The following is a 21,003-nucleotide window of genomic DNA, read 5'->3' on the forward strand; positions in this document are numbered from 1 at the left end:
CTGTGATTATTTTAAAAAGAATACTTCTATTACATTATTGAGAAGGACTGAAACATGAGTAAAATCAAAGAAATCTCCCCGGAAGCCTGGGAGAAGGAAGAATATAAACACTATACCCCCATTGACCTAAGGGAAGCAGAGGAATATGAAATCGGACACATGGACAAGGCCCTCTCCTATCCTATAGAGACTTTACTGGGGGAGGAAATTCCCCTGTCCATAGAAGGACAGTATCTCCTTTACTGTAAATACGGAACCCTTTCCAGAGAGTTAGGAGAGCGGCTTTCCGACAGGGGCTATCAGGTGGCAAACCTGGAGGGGGGATATGGGAAATATGTTTTACAGCAAATAAAAAAAGCTGCAAAACAGGAAGAACGACAGAAGGAAATTGAATTAAGCCTTAGAAAAAAATTCAAAAAGTCTATCTTTACCCCCTTTGCCAAGGCCATCAATGATTATGAGTTGATTAAAGAGGGCGATTCCATCTGCGTCTGCATTTCCGGCGGTAAGGATTCCATGATTATGGCAAAGCTTTTCCAAGAGTTAAAACGGCACAACAAATTCCCCTTTACCCTGCATTTTCTCTGTATGGATCCGGGCTATAATGCCTACAATCGACAGATTATCGAGGAAAATGCATCCCTTCTGGGGATTCCCTTGGCGTTTTTCCAAAGCGATATTTTTGAATCGGTTTTCACCATAGACTCCTCTCCCTGCTATGTTTGTGCCAGAATGCGAAGGGGACACCTGTATTCCAAGGCAAAGGAGCTGGGCTGCAATAAAATTGCCCTGGGGCACCACTTTGATGACGTGATTGAAACCGTCTTAATGGGAATGCTCTACAGTGGACAATTCCAGGCCATGATGCCCAAACTCCATTCCACAAACTTTGAAGGAATGGAGTTGATTCGTCCCCTCTACTATGTTCGGGAGGAAGACATTATCCATTGGCGAAATTATAACCAGCTGAACTTTATCCAGTGTGCCTGCAAGTTCACCGAAACCTGCAGCACCTGCCATGTGGACGGCACCACCAGTTCTAAGCGCTTGGAGATTAAGAAATTGATTGCATCCCTAAAGGATGTTAATCCCTTTATCGAGAAAAATATCTTCCGCTCCACGGAAAATGTGTCCATCAATACCATCTTGGGTCTAAAAACCGATGGAGAGAAGCACTCCTTCTTAGAATGGTATGATAAGGGCTTTGAATTTTCGAATCCCGATAAAGGGGATGTAAAAAACTAAATCCAATCTATTTTTAAAGCAACTTAGACCTGAAAAAGGGGTAATGTACCTCATTTCAGGTCTATCAAATCCGCTAAATACAGCTCCTCTTTTTTATGAGAAGATTTTATCCTTTTGTATTCAAGAATAGCCTGTACCAAAATATCCACTCTATCACCAAAATAATCTTTATAAAATTTCGTACTGTTATCGTACTTTTTCCTGCCTAAGCTTATATGCATTTTAGCAAAATCTTTAGGTTTTACTGTGGATTTATTCTTCTCAAACTCAGCGACTTTATCTTCTGCAATTAGAAACAACATTTCCAATTCCGGTTTAGTACAATACTTCTCAATTCCTATAATCTTGCCTTTGTAGTCTTCCGGTATCTTTAGCCTTTCCTTTTGTGCATCTCCTATCCGCATAATTAATACATCATTGCCGGGATAAATGTTTAGTTCTGTCCGAACCTGCCCATTACCGGTAATTTGTCTTGCATGATAGGGAGTCAAGCCCAATAATTCATCCTCTCCAAAGATTAATCGATTATTTGCCAAGAGGATACGAACAATTTCCAGTTCATTTGCCCCTTCGCACATGATTAATCTTTTCATTCCTTTAGCTTCCTCTTTAGGCTCATCAGCTCTTCATAATTTACAGCAGTTTGAAAAGCATTGTTATAATACTGCTTGCTTTTCAGAAGTTCAGTCCTGATTTGATAGTCTTCATACATATTAGAGAGGGATACATGCTTTCCTGACTTACAAATCCATATGTTATCCTGCCGTCCCATCTGATCCAAAACCTCACAATAGTGAGTAGTAAAGATTAAAGAAGCATTCTTCTTATTGACCGATTTATCCTTATACAAACTGATCATATTTTCCACAAGAGTTTTATGAAAATGATTTTCTACCTCATCAACCAAAAGATCAAAACCTTCTTTTAAAGAAGCAACCATTAAGGTATACAGTAGTAATCCCTTTGTTGTACCGCTAGACAAGATATAAATCAACTGGCTATCAGAAAGATACTTCTCTTCCCCGTTAAAAACCAATCTGTAATTATGTTCGTCCAAGCTTTGTAAATGTTCAATATTGTCATCAAAAATACGCATAATATTTTCCAAAACCAAAGTATCTATGCTGTAATTTTTTAAGGCTTTGAAAATCATACGATAAGTCTCTGCTCCATTTCCAAAACTTTCGAAATAAATAGCTCTTGTACTTTTTTTCTCTAAGACAAAAAATACTTTGGATATATCCTCCGGCAATGTTCCATACTCATCCATTTTCTCGAAAGAACTATCTTCATACAGTTCATGAATACGACTTTTATAATATTTTTTTCTATACAGCTTTTCCTCTTTAAAAATTGCCTGATTACTGAGAGATATGTCCGTAGACAATAAACACTCATACTTATAAATAAAGCCTGCATGATAAAAGACTATCTCCAATTCAACACCGTCATAGTCATAGTGTTTATCTTCTAAGCGAAAGTCTCCCAAAATAGAATAGCAAGCATCCAAAAGCTCCAATGCAGAGGTTTTTCCGGAAGCATTTTTTCCAATAAATGCCATCGTATTATAAACATATAAATCAGGCGCAATCTCCTGCAGTTCATACTCTTTATCTTCTGCAGTCTTCCTCGATTTAGCCACCAAATCAATAGTATATCCTTCTATACAGTTTTTAAAATTTTTGGCTTTTACATAAAGTAATTTCATTCTGCACACCTCCTTTTCCTGCTTTTATAGTATATCAGTGAAACGTGATTTAAACAATATTTTTGTTTTAATCTTTATTTATTCTGCAAAAATTCATGATTTGTACTAATATGTTGATAATTATATGATTTTTTCTATATTTTAGTTCTTCTAATAAAAAAACTTTAGCTAATTTCGGTTTGAAAAATCAGCTAAAGTTTTTTGAAATTTTTTATGCTATAGATTTCAATTTTAAATCTACATTCCAATCAAGGCTTTACCCCACATGCAAGCAGGAACCGCCAATAAACTCACGAATTATGGAGTTCTTCGGAATGGACTCCGGGCTTACGGGAAGCACATAGTCCAGGAACTTTAGGAGACGCTTAGCCTCCTGGTAGGCAGGACTGTCATTTTCAATCTGGAACAACAGAGGCTGGGCAAAAATCTTCAAAACTGCAAGCTCATAAATCAACGCAGAGTTTACCATCACATCCGCCCTCTCCTGGAAGGGGAAAATGTAATTGTCTTCGCCCCGTCTTACATTTTTCCAGATAGAAATGGTATCTTCCGCAGAATAACCTCTGGTTCTGTTATCTCTTACCATTCTTCTAAGCAGGCGAACATCCGTTGTAGGAATACGGTTATGCTCATCAATGTTTAAGGGTGTTAATGCTGAAATGTAAATGCGGAACTTGCTTTCCTCCGGTAAGGAGGTGGACATTAAGTCATTCAAGCAGTGAATACCCTCGATAACCAAGACATCCTCTGCCTCCATTTTCAGATAATCTCCCTTATACTCTCTTTCCCCTGTGAAGAAATTGTAACGGGGAAGCTCTACCTTTTCTCCGGAAAGAAGAGAGAGCATATCCTTGTTAAACAGCTCCAAATCCACGCACTGAATGGACTCAAAGTCGTAATTACCTTCCTCATCTTTGGGCGCCTCCACTCTGGCTCTGAAATAATTATCTACAGAAATAGCATGGGGCTTTAGTCCAAGTGCTGAAAGCTGAATGCTTAAACGCTTGGAAAAGCTGGTTTTTCCTGAGGAAGAAGGTCCTGCAATCAGTACCACCCTCTTCTTCTCCTTAAAGATAGACATGGCGATATTACCGATTTGCTTCTCAAAATAAGCTTCCTGCATCAGAATAAGAGAATCCGTATCCCCTTGAACAATCTGCTTATTCAATGCACCGATATCCCCGATTCCCACCTTTCTGGCCCAAAGGGAGGATTCCTTTTGCACCTGATAAAGCTTATCCATTGGACAGAACTCCGGAAGCTCATTGGGCTTCTCCGGAGTAGGCAAAAGCAGGATAAAACCGTCTCCATAGGGAAGCAAATCAAACAAAGTCACATAGGAAGTATTTTGCAACATATAGCCGTAGAAATAATCCTGGAAATTCCCCAAGGAATAGATATTGACACGGCTGGTCATACGATAACGGAAAAGCTCCTCCTTGGAATGCATACCCACCTCACGGAAGATCGCTCTGGCATCCTCGGTGGAAACGGAACGCTTCATAATCGGCATCTTCTTCTCCGCATACTCCAACATAGAAGCCTTCACCTTCTCCAAGAGCTCCTTTGTAATCTTCACATCTCCGGAAAGGTAGCCATAAAAACCGCCTCCCAGAGTATAATCCATATTTACCCGAAATCCCGGTACATCCTTACAATGATGGTAAAAAGCCTTTAAAAGCATAAATACGGCAGAGCGGTGATAACTCTTCATACCGATACTATCTTTCAAGGTTAAAAAGCTGCATTCCTGATCCACATTGGGGATTCTCTTATGCAACTCATAAATACGCTTTCCAAAGCGCACCAAAACAATGGGATACTCCTCCGTATCCTGAAACAAGGGAACCAAGTCTTGAAACTTACTTCCCTCCTCTAACTCTACCACTCTTCCTTTTGCTGTAATCTTCATGGACATCCCTGACCTTTCTATTTTGTTTTACAGAATTTTTCCTAAGAAAACTTCCTCTTCCTCGACGCAATCTATCTTAGGAAAATGTCGGCGAATCTGCTCCCCCATATAAGGCACGAAGAAGCGCTCCAAGCCGTAGTGCCCTGCATTAAGGAGACTAAGCCCCTCTCCCAATGCATCCACCGCATCGTGGTGTCCCAGGTCCCCTGTGATATAAGCGTCTGCACCTAAAGCAATCACATCCTTAATAAAGCTCTTTCCGGAACCGGGACAAACCGCAATTTTTTGGATAGGCTTTCCGCTGTCAAAGTACTCAATATAGGGAAGCTTGGCCTTTTCTTTCACATAGGCCGCCAGTTCCTCGCAGGAAAATGCCTTATCCACCCTGGTATAAAATCCTATCCCCTGAACGGCTCCCTCTAAAGATGGAGAAACTTCCTGCAGTACCCCCTCCTTTTTCCAGGAAAGCTTAGAGCAAATCAAATCTCCCATCCCTTCCTTCACACTGTCGAAGTTGGTATGCATGCTAAAGACGGAAATCTTATGTTCCGCCAAAGTAAGAAGTAATCTTCCCTGTTCATTGTCTCCGGTAACTGATTTCATCCCCTGAAAGATAAAGGGGTGGTGGCTCAAAATGAAATTACAGGACCGGGCAATCGCCTCTTCCACCGACCTTCTCTGCACATCCAGACAGATGTAGACCTTGCTAAGCTCTTCTTCCTTCTTTCCCAACAAAAAACCCACATTGTCCCAGTGCTCCGCATATTGCTTCGGCGCAAATTCCTCCAAAAAGGAAATCAGCTCTTGTTTTTTCATATTATTTCTCCTATCCAAAGTACCCAAGCCCTTCTTTCACCCGTTCCAGCTTCTCTGCTATCACTTTTTGGGGATTTTTCAAAAGCATTTCTTCCAAATGTCTTTCCTCATCCTCTAAAAGCTCCTTTAAAACAGGATCCTTTTTTGCCAGAGGAAGCCAGCCAAACTCCCATTCCACTTTGGATATTTCGAAAGAGTCCAAAGTTGTTCTCTCGATCTCCGATTCTTTTCCCCCAATATTCATACTGATTCTCTCGGCATCCGAATTTGTCGCCTTAAGCTCCAGGACTTTCGCCCCGGTATCCAAAGTATTTTTTTCCCTATCTGAATTTCTACGCTTTTTCGCCAGCAGGATACGATAGAACTTATTTTTCTCCTTCACATAGCAGTCTTCCACAAGCTCCATATAGGGATATAGAAAACGTCGCAGCTTCTCATAGTCTGACTGGGGAGAAAGCAAAATCGTTTCAAACTCCTCTATTCGCTTTTCCAAAATCTGTATCATCAGCATTCCCCCCATACCGGAGAGAAGAAGGTGCTTACATTCCCCTTTTTCCAAGGCTTCCAGACCATTTCCCAGACGACAGCTGATTTTATCCTCCAGCCCCCTGAAACGCACATTTTTCTTCGCCATTTCCAAGGGCTCTTTTCCGATATCACAGGCAAAAAGCTTCTCCGCCTTTCCTGCCTCAAACAAGGCAATGGCGGTATAGCCATGGTCGCAGCCGATATCCGCAATACTGTCCACCACCGGATACAAGTCCACCATGGTCTGTATTCTTGCCCCAAGTCCCTTCATCTACACACTCCTTTAGGAGGAAAATAATTTTCCCCAAAACTTTTTCGCCTCTATACACCGTAAAGACTATATTTCGTAAAAAATCCAATCTCTATATCCAAACTGTAATCTCTACGAAACCAAATATAGCTTATTTAAGCTCTTTAGCCGGAAAATCCGGAGAAATGCTCCCACTTATCCTTCTCCCGAAACAGTCGGGAAAGCTCCTCTCCGTCCATAGCTTCTGCAATGGCCTTTTCAATTCCCCGCAGTTTCATCTGGCGAATAAAGTCCAGAAGCATTCTTTCCTCCTCCTGTCTTTCCAGATCCAAATGATACAGATCTCCATGATAGAGCGCCATACACTTTTGATATTTTTCTTCCTCTCCCCGAAAACTATCCATGATTTCCTGTACGGATTTCCCACTCTTTAGAGATAGAAATACCTGCCGGCAAAGCTCCTCCCTAAGATCCTCTGCCTTGATATATTGAGAAACCGGTCCGATCCACTCCTCCTTTTGCAGGAGGAGGGAAAGAAACTGTTCCTCCAAATTGTCTGTTAAAGCCTTTTCCCGCTTATTTTCCTCCCGTCTTCCTTGCTTGGAAAGAGCGAAGGAAAGCTGGGATTTTTCCTCTCCCTTTTGTACCAGGTACAAGAGATTCTCCGCAGATAAAAGCTGTTCTCTGGCCACTGCCTTGCAATAATTTTCCAGCTCCACAGGGTCGGAGAAGCAATCCCTTAAGAGGGAAGCAATCGCTTCCATATAGCCCTGCATCTCTCCCGGATCTTGCAGGTTAAAGCCGGACTTTAATTCCTCAACCTCCCACAAGAAGGCATTTTTGGCATTATGAATCCGCTCCATAAGAGCATCCTTCCCCTCCGCCTTTAAAAACTCATCCGGATCCTTATAGGGCTTTAGGGAAATGACCTTTGCCTGAATTTCCTTTTCCCGTAAGATAGGAATGGCTCTCTTACAAGCCTTTCTTCCCGCATTGTCACTGTCAAAGCAAAGGAGCACTGTAGAGGTAAAACGCTTTAAAAGAGCCGCCTGTTGCTCCGTAAAGGCGGTTCCCAATGCCGCCACCGCCTCAATACAGCCTGCCTGATGCATGGAAATCACATCCATATAGCCTTCGCAAAGAATCAGATAGGATTCCCGGCTTCTTCTGGCAAAGTTCAAGGCAAAAAGATTTCTGGATTTGTCAAAAAGCTTGGTTTCCGGAGAGTTTAGGTACTTGGGCTCCCCATCCCCCATCACTCTTCCCCCAAAACCGATTACCCGATGATGAAGATCCATAATAGGAAAAATCACTCGATTAAAAAATTTATCTCGAACACCGTTTTCTTTAAAGGTAAATAAGCCGGACTCCTGCAAAATAGCATCCTCATAGCCTAAAGCTTTACAATGCTGATACAAAGCATCCTTTTCCTGCACCGCATAGCCAAGGCCGAAGTGGGTAATGCTTTCCCCGCTTAAGGCTCTTTTAGCCAAATACTGTAAGCCCAGCTTTCCCTTGGGACTGCGAAGCTGTTTTACGAAGAAAAGGGCGGCATTTTTGTTGATTTCCAAAAGCTTATACCGAAGGTCCTCTTCCCCCTTATTGACTCCGCTGCTTTTTTCGGGAAGAGTGACATTTGCCCGCTCTGCCAGCTGCTCTATCGCCTCCACAAAGCTTAAGTTCTCGTACTCCATCATAAAGCGGATACTGTCTCCCGCCTTGCCACAACCAAAGCAATAAAAAATCTGCTTCCCGGGGGAAACAGAAAAAGAGGGAGTTTTCTCCCCATGAAAAGGACAGAGCCCAAAGTAGCTGGAGCCCTTCTTTTTCAAATGTACATATTGTCCTATTAAATCCACGATATCCGTTCTTTGCCGGATTTCCTCTACAATCTCTTCTCCATAGTACATATCAGTCCTTCTCCCAGGCCTTCGGAACAAAATACTCCATGAACTTGTGGCTGCAATATTCATCCGTCATGCCGGAAATGTAATCCGCAACAATACGGTCTAAAAGGAATTTGGGATCTTCCTTTCCTTCCTCTTCCCCCTTTTTTAGCAGAAAACGATATTCCTCCGCCATTTCCAGAGGGTGCTCCTGATAAAAGGAAAATAAGAGTTTCAGCATGCCGTCTACCTTCCACTCCTCTTCCTTGGCCTTACTGCTGGTATAAACATTTTGAAACATCCACTTCCTTAAGCCCTGCATATTTTCTTCCATCATAGGCTCCATGGAAAGCTTATCCTTCCCCCTGGAGGTAAAGATGACGGAGCGAATCAAAGTGTTTAGTCTCTCTCTTGCGGTAAAGCCCAGCACCTTCCGATATTCCGCCGGAAGCTCCTCCTCCCGGAAAAGTCCGGCACGGATGCCGTCATCCACATCATGGTTCAGATAGGCAATCTTATCTGCAAAACGAACAGCCTGCCCCTCTAAAGTCTTGGGTTTTCCTGAGCTTCTATGATTTTGTATTCCGTCCCGAACCTCTTTGCTCAGATTCAGACCTCTACCATTTTTCTCTAAAATCTCCACAATCCGGATACTTTGGTCCACATGAGAAAAGCCTCCGGAGCATAGCTTGTTTAAGGCCCTCTCTCCGGCATGGCCAAAGGGAGTATGGCCTAAATCATGGCCTAAGGCAATGGCCTCGGTAAGGTCTTCATTTAAGCGAAGAGCCTTGGCAATGCTTCTGGCAATCTGACTCACCTCCAAGGTATGGGTCAGTCTTGTACGATAATGGTCCCCCTCCGGCTGAATAAAGACCTGGGTCTTATGCTTTAGCCGGCGAAAGGCCTTGGAATGTAAAATCCTGTCTCTATCTCTTTGGAAAATGGTTCGGATATCGTCCTCTTCCTCCGGTAGATCTCTTCCCAAAGAGTCCACGCTACAACAAGCAAAGGGAGAGAGAATCTCCTTTTCCATTTTCTCCATTTCTTCTCGAATATTCATCCTGCTCCTACCTCCCGGATCAAAGCAAAACAACAGTTCCTTTTATAATAAGCCCTGAAACAGGAGAAGTAAAATGAAAATTGGCAAAACAAAACGGAAATAGTTTAAGAGGAAGGCCGGCATTTTCACGCCCTCTCCCTTATTACATTCCTCCAAATATCTGGGGAAACCCATGCCCCACTTACTTACACAGAACAGAAGGTAAACTAAAGAACCGATGGGAAGAATCAAATTACTGACAATAAAGTCCTCGGAATCCAATACATCTCTACCGCCTATCAGTTTTAAATCCTTCCAAAGGTTATAGCCAAGAATACAGGGAATACTCAAAAGCAGAATCAGAATGCAGTTCACGATAACCGCCTTCTTTCTATCCCAGTGGAAATTGTCAATACTGGTGGAAATGAGGTTTTCAAACACCGCAATAACGGTGGAAAAGCTGGCAAAGGTCATAAAAACAAAGAAGAGGGTTCCCCAGATTCTTCCTCCCGCCATGTGCATAAATACTCTGGGCAGAGTAAAGAAAATGAGGGGAGGACCTGCATTGGGCTCCACATGAAAGCTAAAGCAGGCCGGGAAGATAATTAAACCGGAAAGGATAGCCACAAAGGTGTCCAAAGCACAGATTCTGATTCCCTCTCCTGTTAAGGAATAGTCCTCAGACATATAGGAGCCGAAAATCTCCATGGCCGCAACCCCTAAAGAAAGGGTGAAAAAGGCCTGATTCATAGCCTGAGAAATCACGTGAAAGAGGCCAATTTCCTTCACCTTTTCCGGATTGGGGAAGATGTAGAACTTCGCTCCCTCCAGAGCCCCCGGCAGCATCAGGCTATGTACCGCCAAGACAATAATTAACAGTAAAAGGCAGGCCATCATAATGGTAGTAATCTTTTCCAGCCCTTTTTGCAATCCTAAAGAGCAAACCAAAAATCCCCCAATAACCGTAATCGCCATACATAGAGTCATTTCCTCTGGACGACTGAGCATGGTTCCAAAAACATTTTCCACCTGAGAGGAATCAATTTTAGAAAAGGTTCCGAAGGCAAATTTAAAGAAATAAGAAAGCATCCAACCGGAAACGGTGGTGTAGTACATCATCAAAAGATAACAGCCCAAAATACAAACCCAGCCGTGCAAATGCCACTTGGTACCCTTGGGCTCCAAAACCTCATAGGCCTTTACCACGGACTTCTTACTGGCTCTCCCCACCGCAAGCTCCATAGTAAGAATGGGAAGACCGATTAAAAGCAAGAAGCAGAGGTAGAATAGAACAAAGATTCCTCCGCCGTTTTGTCCTACCAGATAGGGAAACTTCCAAACGTTACCGATTCCGATGGCACAGCCCGCACTCACCAAAATAAAGCCGATTCGTGACTTAAAACTTTCTCTTTTCATTTTTACCCTTCCTACATAAGAACAGGAGATGCCTAGGCATCTCCCACTCGTTGCTTACAGTCGATGCGACTGGATTCGAACCAGCGACCTCTGCGTCCCGAACGCAGCGCTCTACCAAGCTGAGCCACGCATCGCTCTAAATATATAGAACAAAGGAGATTATACGCTTTTCTCCTTTGTTCTGTCAATTATTTTCTGTCTATAAAGCTAAAAATTTCTGTCATGAAAGTCAAAATTTGCAAATTCTAATTATAATTAGAGTGAGATCGGAAGTTAACTCTTTAATATCATTCAAGACTTGATGCAAGTATAAACTTTCCAGATTTTCCATCTTAACATATATTATGAGTATTTACGTACATCTCGAATCGAGTTTAATTCTATATTTTTCTTCATAGCCAGTCTTTCTCCATTGTGAAATACTGCATAATACGAATCTATGATAGTTGAACCATTAGCTTCCAAACAGGTGACCTCAACTATGTAATAATCATCAAATTTAGTTACTTGGATATCAATTTTGCCATCAACACTAAGTTCCATTTTTTTTATTTGCTCAGTTAAAATATCTGTATCATAAAAACCATCGTTAAACTCAGATATTTCATACTCCCAATCCGACGGATCTTTCGATCTGGCGTTAACCTCAAAGTTGTAATATTTTTCCCATACAAAGCTATAATGATTGTCTTCAGCGTATATTAAATTCTTATACCTTATTTCCGGGATTTTTTTTACACCATCATCATCAATTGCAAAATATGTAGTATCAAACGCCAGTATACCGCCAGACCCTGCATTTTCTAATAAGTATTTAGGTGGATGTTTATAATCACCATACATGTTTAGCAGTATGGAAAAACTATTAATTAATGAAATAATAAAAAATAGCAAAAAAACAAAAAATACAATCCTTCGAATTAATCTCATGCAGATACATCCTCCTCACTGACTTTATCATGCTTGTTCCAGCGTAAAAATGCACCGGCTATATCCTTGTCGTGATACGCCTATACATCCACCAGAAACAACAAAGTATTCCCATACATTTTAAGAGAGGAAATATTTCATACTGCTACTTCTTTTGTACTGCTCCATTCACTATCCATCTTCCTTCCAAATCCACTGTAAAGCCGTCAGGAGTGGTGCTGTTTCTATAAAGAGCTCCTTCATTCTGTCCTTGCGGGTCTAAGTAGTAGCAGTTTCCGTCAATCCACTGCCAACCGGTGAGCATTCTACCCTTCCAGCCGTCAGAGTTTGGGAAGAGGTAGTATTTACTGCCGTTCACCTCTACCCAGCCTGTAGCCATATAGCCGGAATCCAAGAAATAGTACCAGTAGGACTTTCCGTTATAGGCTTCATAGCCCCAGCTGTTCTTCGGATAGCTTCCGTCCGGTCTTTTGTACCACCAGCCCTTTTCATCCTGCATCCACTGTCCTCCGGATAAAGAACGATCTACGCCAAGTACCTGTCCGGTAAAGCTAGTGCTGACCTTAAAGCTTCCGGAACCACCACCGGAACTTCCCCCTGAGCCGCCGGAGCCGGAGGAACTGCCCCCTGAGCCGCCTGAGCTTCCGGAATTTCCGGAGCTATTATTGGAATATTTGGTTTTTTCTTTTACATCAAATTTTGGAGAAGTAAGTTTCGTCGAAGGAGTCAGAGCATACTCTGGAACCACAGGAGTATTGGTATATAGCTCATTATTCACATAGAACTCAGTTCCATTGCCATAGTCATCATCTGTTCCCATAGTCAAAAATCTATAGTTTTCGACTTTATAGTTTGGTCTAAATAAATATTTAATCTGATATCTGCCTACCGTAAATGCTTTACTCTCAGATATATCGGAAATGTCTCCTAACGTTCCATCTTCCATTTTATGGCTGATTAAAAACATCTGAAATTGATTTAAGTTATTTGGAAATTCTTTATACGCGTTCATAGCATACGGCTCAATCCCAGGTCTTTGCTCCGTTCCATCTGGCAGTACAATTTTATCTAATGTGAGTGTTACTCTCTTCATTAAATCCCCTACATGAACATTATGAATATCAAAGCTGGACTTTAGATAGACCTTACTAATTACCTTTTGTGCCTCTACAGTAAATTCTCTACTTTTGAAAAGATATTTTCTTCCTCTGCTACTATCTCCTTCCAAAACACTATCAAATTCAAGAAATCTTGATTGATTATCTACATTATATGCAAAGCTTGAATTTATAAAAACTGATGATACCTGCATAGTTTCACCATAATTTTTATCTCCTGTCATAAGATATAAAGGAGAATTTTTCTCTATCTCTAAAATATACTTATAACGATATACACCGGGAGTATAGTAATCCAAGCTATATACATCCCATTGACCATTTCTTTTTTTCTCCACGATTCTATTTGGCTGTATGCTTAAGGGTTGGGGATTTTCCCCCTTATCAGATAAGCTTAATGAAATAGCCTTGACCTTTAAAGCTCTATCTCTAATAACTTTCATGTGGTCTCTAGCCGCTATATCCGGAATTTCAAATGCTGTAGTTACAGATAAAATTCTGTTTCTTCTGTCTTCCTTTTCTTCCTCCTCACTAGCATAGCGGGGGGTATCTGCTAAGGCTCTTCTGCTTCTGCTTAATGTAGTGAGAGTCTCTTCTGCCGCTCTGTCCGTTCCACCTAAGTCTTCTGTAGCAAAGGAGGAGCCCTCTTCTGCCTCTTCCTTTTCCTTATCAGAGGCTTCCATTTCCTCTACAGCTGAAGATTCTTTCTTGCTGTCTTTCTTTGCATCTTCCTCTGTGACGGTCTCAGTATTGGAAGCTGTTTCTTCTACATTTTTCTCTTCTAAAGTGCCTGTCTGAAGGCTTTCTTCCTGCTCTAAAGGAAGAGCATAGGCGAGGGTGCTACTCGCCCCCACTCCCAATACAAAGCTAAGCCCTAAAGCCAGCATATTTTTTCTTCTCATCTCTATCGTCCTTTCTTATTTCTTGCCATTTCACGATATAAAATTATACTATATTTTAGATTTTTTTCTAATTATTTTCCGCAAATTAAAATGTTTTTTTAAGCTCCCATACCTTATCTATTTTTCTATTCCATTTTTTGCGCAAAAAAAATAATGCCTAAGATCTTTTCATTAAAGCATTACATAAAAAAATGGATTTCCAATTATACTTCGTTAAAATTAGAAATCCATTTTAGTATTATACTGTGAAAGCTTACTCTGATTTGTTCAAAAGATAAGCAAAAAATATCCCCCCAACAGTTCCAATAAATTGTTGAAAGAAATAATACAGAATCCAAAAATGAGATAGTTGATTGATCCATTTTTGCCCTATAAAATAAACAATACTAATCATGCCTATGGTAAAAACATAAATTGCCACTTTCTGTTTTCCGGATATCTTTTGATGAGATAGACTCTCATAAAAGGATAAAGAAAGCACCGAAGAAAAAGAGATAAGCCATAAGCTATAATTAAATTCACTTAAAAGGAGCATAAGTAATAGAGAAAGTAAAGCATTGAGTACAAAGTAATTTACTTGCCCTATTGTAAAACGATTTCTTAAACCCATGAATCTTTTGTTATTCTGCATAATTATTATTTTCACCTCTATAAATACAAGTTAGAAAAATAGATTTCAAGACTATTAACAGACACTTTTTTAGCGTTTTCATTTTGTTGTTGTAAACAGAAGACTAAACTATTGCCACATTTTTTAAACGTCTATATCCTCTGATCATTAGTTTACTTGCTAAAATGGACGATACCCATATCAATATAAAGCAAAAAATGTCTCCAAAAAAGGCCATAGTATTATCTTTCCAAGTATTGGGAGTATAAGACATGAATAAATGCTCAACACTCATGGAAAGAAATACCACCAGTAAAAGGTAGAGAAAAATATTAAATTTCTTTTTGCTAGTACCACTTGTAATCATAGCAAAAAAAACATATAGCCACGAATAAATAACAACGCTGAATATCATGCGCATATCCTGTGCGTCTGTAAATAAAAGTCTCCGCATGAGGAGATAAAGACTCCCAAAACATAACCATAAAGAAATTAAGCGCAAATAAATTTTCATTTTTCTACATGCCTCTCTCTTCAATACCTTATTGCATATAATTAAATTTTAATTCTTATATCACGGTGTTTTATTACCGTCAAGCCTTATTAGATAATTTTTTTATATAAAATGTAGGATGATTTTTTTGTATACTTTAACAATTATTCCTTTTCTATTTTCGTAAAAGATCACAGCTAAGGACTTTTATTTCAAGCATTGCATTAAAAAAAATCCCCCTCTCCAAGGGAGAAGGGGAACTTTCTATAAATCTTCTTATTCGTTTTTAAACTATTTTTAGCCCTGCTTCTGCTCCGGAATGGCCTTTGCCAGAGCAAAACGGTTGGACTGCACGATGGAACGGGAATCCTGTAAGGAGGACTTTAAGCCGCTCAGATGCTCCTCTGCGGTGTCCAGAGAACGGGTAATAATGGTTTCCAGGCTTGCCAGCATCTCATCTGTGTAGCGAATGGCATTGCTGCGAATCTGGTCAGCATCCGCCACCGCATTGTTTACAATACCGTCTGCCTGCTTCTGAGCGTCCTGCAAAAGAGCATTAGCCTTCTCATAAGCCTTCTGCATGATTTCATTGTCGGAAACCATCTCCTCGGTCTGGGTTCTAGCATCATTTAACATCATATCTGCCTGAGCCTTCGCATCAGCCAGAATAGCATCCTGCTGGGAAATAATCTTCTGATACTTCTTAATCTCCTCAGGAACCCGAAGGCGAAGCTCCACTAAAAGCTCCTCCATCTCTTCCTTATTCACTAAAATCTTCGTATTGGACAAAGGCTGATACTTACAACTATCAATGTACTCCTCAATTTCTCCAATCAACTGCTCAATTCTGCTCATATCCCCCTCCGCCTCTCTTGTTCATCAAATTTTTTCTTCATAGCCTCTTCCACATCTTTCGGAACAAAGGCTGATATATCACCATGAAAGGATGCAATCTCCTTAACAGTACTGGAACTTAAATACGAATATTTCAAGCTGGTGGCAAGGAAAATGGTGTCCACTTCCTCCGCAATCACCTTATTGGTCTGGGCCAGCTGCAACTCAAACTCGAAGTCCGTTACCGCCCGCAGACCTCGAACAATGATATTGGCATGGACTTTTTTTGCATAATCCACTGTTAAACCGGTGAAGCTATGCACTTCCACATTGTCCCATTTCTTCGTATGTTCAGAAATCATTCTAACACGTTCTTCCATGGAAAACAACGGCGTCTTCTGCCTGTTTTGCAGCACACCCACAATTAATTTATCCACCATTTTTCGGCTTCGTTCAATCACGTCCAAATGCCCGAAGGTCACGGGATCAAAGGAGCCGGGATACAATCCTATCTTCATACAGCCTCCTGTAAACGAAGAAAGATATGCTTATTGGTCTTGTACAGCTTCTCCCGAAGAATTCGATAGCCTTCCTCTTCCAATTCGGAGAAATCCTCTTCCAGAGCAGTTTCCACCACAAAAACCGTATCCTTCCCTACCATGGAGGACTTTGCCAGTCTCTGAAGGGCTTCCTTTGCCAAATCCTCGCCGTAGGGGGGATCCAAAAAGACGATACCGAAGTGGTAATCCTTTCCCTCCAGACTTCTTAAAGCGCTATGGAAATCTCCTCCATACACCAGAGCCTGTTCCTGAAAATGACAACGGGCAATATTTTGCTCTATACAAGCCAAAGCCTTCTTTCCGCTGTCGCAAAAAACTGCTCTTTTCGCTCCTCTGGACAGGGCTTCAATTCCCAGAGCACCGCTTCCCGCAAAAAGATCCAGAACGTCCTGGTCCACTAAGTCAAATTGTAAAATATTAAATAAGGTCTCCTTGATTCGATCCGTGGTGGGACGGGTATCCTTCCCCTCCGGCACCGAAAGCAAAAGCCTTCTGGCTGTACCTGCAATAACTCTCATACCACTCTCCTTTTCCCTCATATTAAAGCGAAAATGCAGTTCGTTGTAAAGGGATAAAGATTAATTTTTTTCTACAACTTCCGATTTTTATAGCAAGCTTTCTATTCGAATATTCTTATTTTAAGCACTTTCTGTAAGGAGGCTTTGGAAAATCTCTTTCATCCCCTGATGTTCCGGTCTTTCCAAAAGTGCATCCTCCTCTAAAAGAGTCTTTGCCGCCTCTCTTGCCTTGAAAAATAACTCTTCATCCCTTAGAGGATCCGCAAAACGAAATTGCAGGGGGCCGGACTGTCTTTCTCCAAAGAACAAATCCCCCGGTCCTCGCAGAGCCAGGTCTTCCTTGGCAATGGCAAAGCCGTCATTACTGTCCCGAATAATGGAAAGTCTTTTTTGGGATTTCTCATCTTCCTTATGGTCCATAAAGATGCAATAGCTTTGCAGCTCCGACCTTCCCACCCTGCCTCGTAGCTGGTGGAGCTGGGCCAGACCAAAACGCTCCGCATTTTCAATCAGCATCACCGTGGCATTGGCCACATCCACCCCCACCTCCACAACGGTGGTGGACAGAAGTATCCTTGTCTTTCCGGAAGAGAAGTCCTGCATCACCTGCTCCTTCTCCCCTGCCTTCATTTTCCCATGCAAAACCGCGAAGGAATAGTCCTTCCCAAAGTACTGCTTAAGATTTTTTTGGTAGGCGGTAACACTTTCCACGGAAAGATTCTCATTTTCCTCCACCAAGGGACAGATAATATAGGCCTGCCGCCCTTTATCCAGCTCCTTTTTGATAAAGGAAAAGGCCTTCTCCCGATCCGCAGGGGAAAGCAGGGCATTCTTAATCGGCAGACGATTGGCCGGTTTTTCCGAAAGCAGGAGGTAGGGCACCGCACCATAGAGGAGCTTTACCAAAGAACGGGGAATGGGGGTTGCGGAAAGGTAGATACAGTGGGGATTTTCCCCCTTCTTTTCCAAACGGTTTCTTTCCTGAATCCCGAATCGGTGCTGTTCATCAATCACCAACATTTTCAGATGAGAAAAAGCTAAGCCTTCCTGAATCAAAGCCTGGGTACCGATTACCCCTAAAATACTGCCCTCTTTTAGTCCCTGATATATTCTTTCCTTCTCCTTCTTACTGCTGCTGCCAATCAGTAAGGCTATGGGAATCTCCCATTGATTCTCTTCCAGCAGTTTTTGCAGTTTTTGAAAATGCTGTTGAGCCAAAATTTCTGTAGGCACCATAATGGCGGTTTGGAAGCCCCGGGAAGCCATAAGGTACAAGGCATAGAAGGCCAAAATGGTTTTTCCCGATCCCACATCTCCCTGCACAAAGCGAAGAAGTCTCTCTCCTTGGGAAAATACCCTATCCATCTCCTCTAAAGCCTCTGATTGGGCTTTCGTCAAAGAAAAAGGCAGTCCCTTTTGAAACTCTTCCCTCTTTCCCTGAATTTTTTCCTCATTACCCGAAAGAGAGAGAAAATCCCTCTCCTCCTTTTCCAGAAACAGGCTGTAGTAAAACAATTCTTCAAAGGCCAGACGCTTTAATCCCTCCTGCCTCTCCTCTTCCCTCTTCGGCAAATGCAGATACTCCATAGCCTGTCTTTTATTACACAGCCCTTCTTTTTCCAAAAAATCCTGAGGAAAACTTTCTAAAATCTTGGGCTCTTCCTTGAAAATCTCCTGAATACACTTTCTTCTTAGGGCATTGCCAAGCCCCTTTCGAAGGGAATAGATTGGCTCTAAGCTCTTTCTTTTTTCCTCGTATTCCTCCAAAGAAAAAATCTTAGGCTGTTGCAGGATAAGATGCCCTCGAAAGCTTTTGACCTGCCCGAAAAACACCAGTTTTCTTCCCTTTTTTAAAGTTTTTAAAAGGTAAGTTGCATGAAAGTATTGAATCAGTAGCTTTCCGCTCTCATCCCCGGCGGAGCACTGCAGCATGGAAAGCTTGGTATTTCGTAAAACCCTGGCATCCTCTAAAAGTACAAGAGAAAAAGCCATCCACTCCTTCTCCCTGGCTTCCGAGATAAGACAAAGCTTGGGATATTGCAGATAGGAAATAGGAAAATCCTCTAAAAGATCTTCCTTTGTGTAAATATTCATCTTATGAAAAAGAGCGGCGGTTTTCTCTCCCACCCCCTTAATCCTTTCCACAGCATCCTGAAGCATACATCTCCTTTTAAACTCACAAAAAAACAAGCTTATCAATTCCTCCGGGTAGCTTTTAGCTTTCTGCGTTATAGCTTTGAAACGGTGGGCAATCTGAGCCCGCCAGTACTTACAGAAATATCTTTTCAGCTTACAAAAAAACAAGGCTTTATAGAACAGCGAACTTTCGCATTATAGCTTTGAAGCCAGGGGGCAATCTGAGCCCGTCAGTACTTGCTAAAAGCGAGCATCGCGAAGCTTTTAGCTTAGTACTGCTACGAGGCGAAGTTAGCGAAAGCGTGCCCCCGATTCAAAGCTATGATGTCGAAAGTGTATCAATTCTATGTACCTTGTTTAAATAGTGACTACATTTCTGTAAAAACGACTCTTACTCTAGGGAAAGAAGATAATAGTACACTGCCTGTCCGCCGGCATGAACCTCCACCTCCAGATTCGGCATATACTCCAAAATCTCCTTCTCCAAGGCCTTAGCCTCTTCTTCCGTAACGCCCTCTCCATAGTAAAGACTCAGGATTTCTCCCTCTCCCATCTTCTCCAAGCCTTCCTTCATAGCCAAGGAAATGCTTTTTTCAGCGGAAAGTAATCCCTGATCGCCTAAGAAAAGGATATCTCCCTTATGGATTTCTCTTCCGTCAATGCTGGTGTCTCGAACCGCATAGGTAATTTCTCCGGAAGAAACCATGGATAGGCTGTCTTCCATCCCCTCCTGATTCTCCTCCACCGTTCCCTCCGGCTGGAAGGAAATCATTGCGGAAATTCCCTGGGGAATGGTCTTACTGGGCACTACGGATACGGAACGATCCTCCAGGATATCCTTTACCTGCTGGGCAGCCAGTAAAATGTTCTTGTTATTGGGTAAAATAAAGACATGCTTAGCATGAATCTTCTCTACCGCAGCACACAAATCTTCGGTGGAGGGGTTCATGCTCTGTCCTCCGGAAACCACCTGGTCTACCCCAAGGTCTAAGAAAATATCTCTAAGTCCGTCACCGGAACATACGGCCACAAATCCGAAGTCCTTTTTTTCCACCGGCTCAGACTCTCCAGGAGCTTCTGCACCCTTAGGCTGTTCTTCCAGCTTTTCCATAGCCGCAATGCGGGAAGCATCCTCAATCAATACCTCGTGGTGCTCAAGGCGCATATTATCTACCTTCATTTTGGAAAGGAAGCCCAGGGTAAGACCCTTCTCAAAGGCATCTCCCGGATGATTGGTATGTACATGAACCTTAATCAAATCCTCATCGGAGAAGCAAACGATGGAATCTCCAATACCGGAAAGATAATCTCTAAGCTTCTCTACCTCTTCGTCAGAGAAAGGATGATCACCATTTACCATAAATTCCGTACAATAACCGAAACGAATGTCCGCTGTAGAAATCTCTCCACGGCTCTTTCTCTCTCCGGTTAATGCGGAAACGCCGGAATCTTCCTTAAATTCCAAATCCAGTTCAATCTTCTCTCCCTTTAAGGAACGTAAAGCTCCTTCCAGAACGCACATTAAACCGGCTCCACCGGAATCCACCACTCCCGCCTCTTTCAAAACAGGAAGCATTTCCGGAGTTTTCTTTAAAACCTCATCGCCGTAGGCCACCACCTTCTCCAAAAGAGGCAAAATCTCCTCTTCTGTTAAGGACAGCTCCATAATCTTATCCGCCATCCCCTTGGCTACGGTTAAGATGGTTCCTTCCTTAGGCTTCATTACCGCCTTATAGGCTGTTTCCACAGCTCTTTGGAAGGCCTTCGCCAGAACAATGCTGTCAGCTTCTTTTACTTCCAATAATTCCTTCGTAAATCCACGAATCAGCTGAGAAAGGATAACGCCGGAGTTTCCTCTGGCTCCGCGAAGAGATCCGCCGGACATCGCCTTACAAATCTCTTTCAAACTTCCTCCCTCAATCTTTGACACTTCCTTTGCTGCGGAAAGGATCGTCATGGTCATATTGGTTCCTGTATCTCCGTCCGGAACCGGGAAGACATTTAACTCATTAATCAAATCCTTTTTTGCATTCAGCTGATTTGCCCCGGCTAAGAAAGCCTTCTGCAAATCCCTTGCACTTAGTACTTTACCCACAGGTAAA

17 protein-coding genes and 1 tRNA gene are annotated in these 21,003 nt (G+C 42.1%); 1 reads left to right on the plus strand and 17 read right to left on the minus strand.

The features are described 5' to 3' along the window. Positions 1-54: 54 nt before the first annotated feature. On the plus strand, positions 55-1,245 hold the full coding sequence (locus tag HNQ46_RS11230) for an ATP-binding protein (RefSeq protein ID WP_183684771.1): 1,191 nt from the start codon (positions 55-57) through the stop codon (positions 1,243-1,245). A 50-nt stretch (positions 1,246-1,295) separates the two neighbouring features. On the opposite strand, the gene HNQ46_RS11235 is transcribed toward HNQ46_RS11230, so the two are convergent. The 17 genes from HNQ46_RS11235 to HNQ46_RS11315 all read right to left on the minus strand — a co-directional run bounded on the left by HNQ46_RS11235 (position 1,296) and on the right by HNQ46_RS11315 (position 20,996). Beyond that, positions 1,296-1,838 carry a GNAT family acetyltransferase gene (locus HNQ46_RS11235; RefSeq protein ID WP_183684772.1) on the minus strand — a complete coding sequence of 181 codons (543 nt, stop codon included), beginning with the start codon at positions 1,836-1,838 and terminating at the stop codon, positions 1,296-1,298. Next, on the minus strand, positions 1,835-2,953 hold the full coding sequence (locus HNQ46_RS11240; protein WP_183684773.1) for an AAA family ATPase: 1,119 nt from the start codon (positions 2,951-2,953) through the stop codon (positions 1,835-1,837). Before HNQ46_RS11240 ends, HNQ46_RS11235 begins: the two co-directional genes overlap by 4 nt. A gap of 256 nt (positions 2,954-3,209) precedes the next feature. Then, positions 3,210-4,865 carry a uridine kinase family protein gene (locus HNQ46_RS11245; protein ID WP_183684774.1) on the minus strand — a complete coding sequence of 552 codons (1,656 nt, stop codon included), beginning with the start codon at positions 4,863-4,865 and terminating at the stop codon, positions 3,210-3,212. A 27-nt stretch (positions 4,866-4,892) separates the two neighbouring features. Then, the gene (locus HNQ46_RS11250) at positions 4,893-5,681 is read right to left on the minus strand and encodes a Nif3-like dinuclear metal center hexameric protein (protein ID WP_183684775.1); all 789 of its coding nucleotides are present in this window, start codon (positions 5,679-5,681) and stop codon (positions 4,893-4,895) included. Positions 5,682-5,691: 10 nt separating this feature from the next. Continuing rightward, positions 5,692-6,480, minus strand: a complete 789-nt coding sequence (locus HNQ46_RS11255; RefSeq protein WP_183684776.1) for a tRNA (adenine(22)-N(1))-methyltransferase — start codon at positions 6,478-6,480, stop codon at positions 5,692-5,694. A gap of 143 nt (positions 6,481-6,623) precedes the next feature. After that, on the minus strand, positions 6,624-8,369 hold the full coding sequence (dnaG, locus tag HNQ46_RS11260) for a DNA primase (RefSeq protein WP_183684777.1): 1,746 nt from the start codon (positions 8,367-8,369) through the stop codon (positions 6,624-6,626). A 1-nt stretch (position 8,370) separates the two neighbouring features. Then, positions 8,371-9,405: a deoxyguanosinetriphosphate triphosphohydrolase gene (locus tag HNQ46_RS11265; protein ID WP_183684778.1), complete on the minus strand. Its 1,035-nt coding sequence runs from the start codon at positions 9,403-9,405 to the stop codon at positions 8,371-8,373. 42 nt (positions 9,406-9,447) lie between these two features. Continuing rightward, positions 9,448-10,800 carry a sodium-dependent transporter gene (locus tag HNQ46_RS11270; RefSeq protein ID WP_183684779.1) on the minus strand — a complete coding sequence of 451 codons (1,353 nt, stop codon included), beginning with the start codon at positions 10,798-10,800 and terminating at the stop codon, positions 9,448-9,450. 60 nt (positions 10,801-10,860) lie between these two features. Beyond that, positions 10,861-10,934, minus strand: a tRNA-Pro gene (locus HNQ46_RS11275). 208 nt (positions 10,935-11,142) lie between these two features. Further along, positions 11,143-11,730: a hypothetical protein gene (locus tag HNQ46_RS11280; protein WP_183684780.1), complete on the minus strand. Its 588-nt coding sequence runs from the start codon at positions 11,728-11,730 to the stop codon at positions 11,143-11,145. Positions 11,731-11,875: 145 nt separating this feature from the next. Continuing rightward, the gene (locus HNQ46_RS11285; RefSeq protein WP_183684781.1) at positions 11,876-13,750 is read right to left on the minus strand and encodes an N-acetylmuramoyl-L-alanine amidase family protein; all 1,875 of its coding nucleotides are present in this window, start codon (positions 13,748-13,750) and stop codon (positions 11,876-11,878) included. Between the two features lie 253 nt (positions 13,751-14,003). Then, positions 14,004-14,381: a hypothetical protein gene (locus HNQ46_RS11290; RefSeq protein WP_183684782.1), complete on the minus strand. Its 378-nt coding sequence runs from the start codon at positions 14,379-14,381 to the stop codon at positions 14,004-14,006. A gap of 769 nt (positions 14,382-15,150) precedes the next feature. After that, on the minus strand, positions 15,151-15,708 hold the full coding sequence (locus HNQ46_RS11295) for an HrpE/YscL family type III secretion apparatus protein (protein WP_183684783.1): 558 nt from the start codon (positions 15,706-15,708) through the stop codon (positions 15,151-15,153). Then, the gene (gene coaD / locus HNQ46_RS11300) at positions 15,705-16,205 is read right to left on the minus strand and encodes a pantetheine-phosphate adenylyltransferase (protein WP_183684784.1); all 501 of its coding nucleotides are present in this window, start codon (positions 16,203-16,205) and stop codon (positions 15,705-15,707) included. Before coaD ends, HNQ46_RS11295 begins: the two co-directional genes overlap by 4 nt. Further along, a complete protein-coding gene (rsmD, locus tag HNQ46_RS11305; RefSeq protein ID WP_183684785.1) occupies positions 16,202-16,765 on the minus strand; it encodes a 16S rRNA (guanine(966)-N(2))-methyltransferase RsmD in 564 nt (187 codons plus the stop codon). The genes coaD and rsmD overlap by 4 nt, the downstream gene beginning before the upstream one ends. Positions 16,766-16,885: 120 nt before the next feature. Continuing rightward, the gene (recG, locus tag HNQ46_RS11310) at positions 16,886-19,069 is read right to left on the minus strand and encodes an ATP-dependent DNA helicase RecG (protein ID WP_330604613.1); all 2,184 of its coding nucleotides are present in this window, start codon (positions 19,067-19,069) and stop codon (positions 16,886-16,888) included. 223 nt (positions 19,070-19,292) lie between these two features. Then, positions 19,293-20,996, minus strand: coding sequence for a DAK2 domain-containing protein (locus HNQ46_RS11315; RefSeq protein ID WP_183684787.1), 1,704 nt, complete (start codon positions 20,994-20,996; stop codon positions 19,293-19,295). Positions 20,997-21,003 lie beyond the last annotated feature (7 nt).

The organism is Oribacterium sinus (assembly GCF_014202695.1).
In the GTDB taxonomy this organism is placed as follows: domain Bacteria; phylum Bacillota; class Clostridia; order Lachnospirales; family Lachnospiraceae; genus Oribacterium; species Oribacterium sinus.

Bases quoted from the DNA above. Each gene is read 5' to 3' on its own strand.
- HNQ46_RS11295 (WP_183684783.1), bottom strand. From the start codon at position 15,708: ATGAGCAGAATTGAGCAGTTGATTGGAGAAATTGAGGAGTACATTGAT.
- HNQ46_RS11265 (WP_183684778.1), bottom strand. From the start codon at position 9,405: ATGAATATTCGAGAAGAAATGGAGAAAATGGAAAAGGAGATTCTCTCT.
- HNQ46_RS11235 (WP_183684772.1), bottom strand. From the start codon at position 1,838: ATGAAAAGATTAATCATGTGCGAAGGGGCAAATGAACTGGAAATTGTT.
- HNQ46_RS11250 (WP_183684775.1), bottom strand. From the start codon at position 5,681: ATGAAAAAACAAGAGCTGATTTCCTTTTTGGAGGAATTTGCGCCGAAG.
- coaD (WP_183684784.1), bottom strand. From the start codon at position 16,205: ATGAAGATAGGATTGTATCCCGGCTCCTTTGATCCCGTGACCTTCGGG.
- HNQ46_RS11270 (WP_183684779.1), bottom strand. From the start codon at position 10,800: ATGAAAAGAGAAAGTTTTAAGTCACGAATCGGCTTTATTTTGGTGAGT.
- rsmD (WP_183684785.1), bottom strand. From the start codon at position 16,765: ATGAGAGTTATTGCAGGTACAGCCAGAAGGCTTTTGCTTTCGGTGCCG.
- HNQ46_RS11290 (WP_183684782.1), bottom strand. From the start codon at position 14,381: ATGCAGAATAACAAAAGATTCATGGGTTTAAGAAATCGTTTTACAATA.
- dnaG (WP_183684777.1), bottom strand. From the start codon at position 8,369: ATGTACTATGGAGAAGAGATTGTAGAGGAAATCCGGCAAAGAACGGAT.
- HNQ46_RS11230 (WP_183684771.1), top strand. From the start codon at position 55: ATGAGTAAAATCAAAGAAATCTCCCCGGAAGCCTGGGAGAAGGAAGAA.
- HNQ46_RS11240 (WP_183684773.1), bottom strand. From the start codon at position 2,953: ATGAAATTACTTTATGTAAAAGCCAAAAATTTTAAAAACTGTATAGAA.
- HNQ46_RS11255 (WP_183684776.1), bottom strand. From the start codon at position 6,480: ATGAAGGGACTTGGGGCAAGAATACAGACCATGGTGGACTTGTATCCG.
- HNQ46_RS11280 (WP_183684780.1), bottom strand. From the start codon at position 11,730: ATGAGATTAATTCGAAGGATTGTATTTTTTGTTTTTTTGCTATTTTTT.
- HNQ46_RS11245 (WP_183684774.1), bottom strand. From the start codon at position 4,865: ATGAAGATTACAGCAAAAGGAAGAGTGGTAGAGTTAGAGGAGGGAAGT.
- HNQ46_RS11285 (WP_183684781.1), bottom strand. From the start codon at position 13,750: ATGAGAAGAAAAAATATGCTGGCTTTAGGGCTTAGCTTTGTATTGGGA.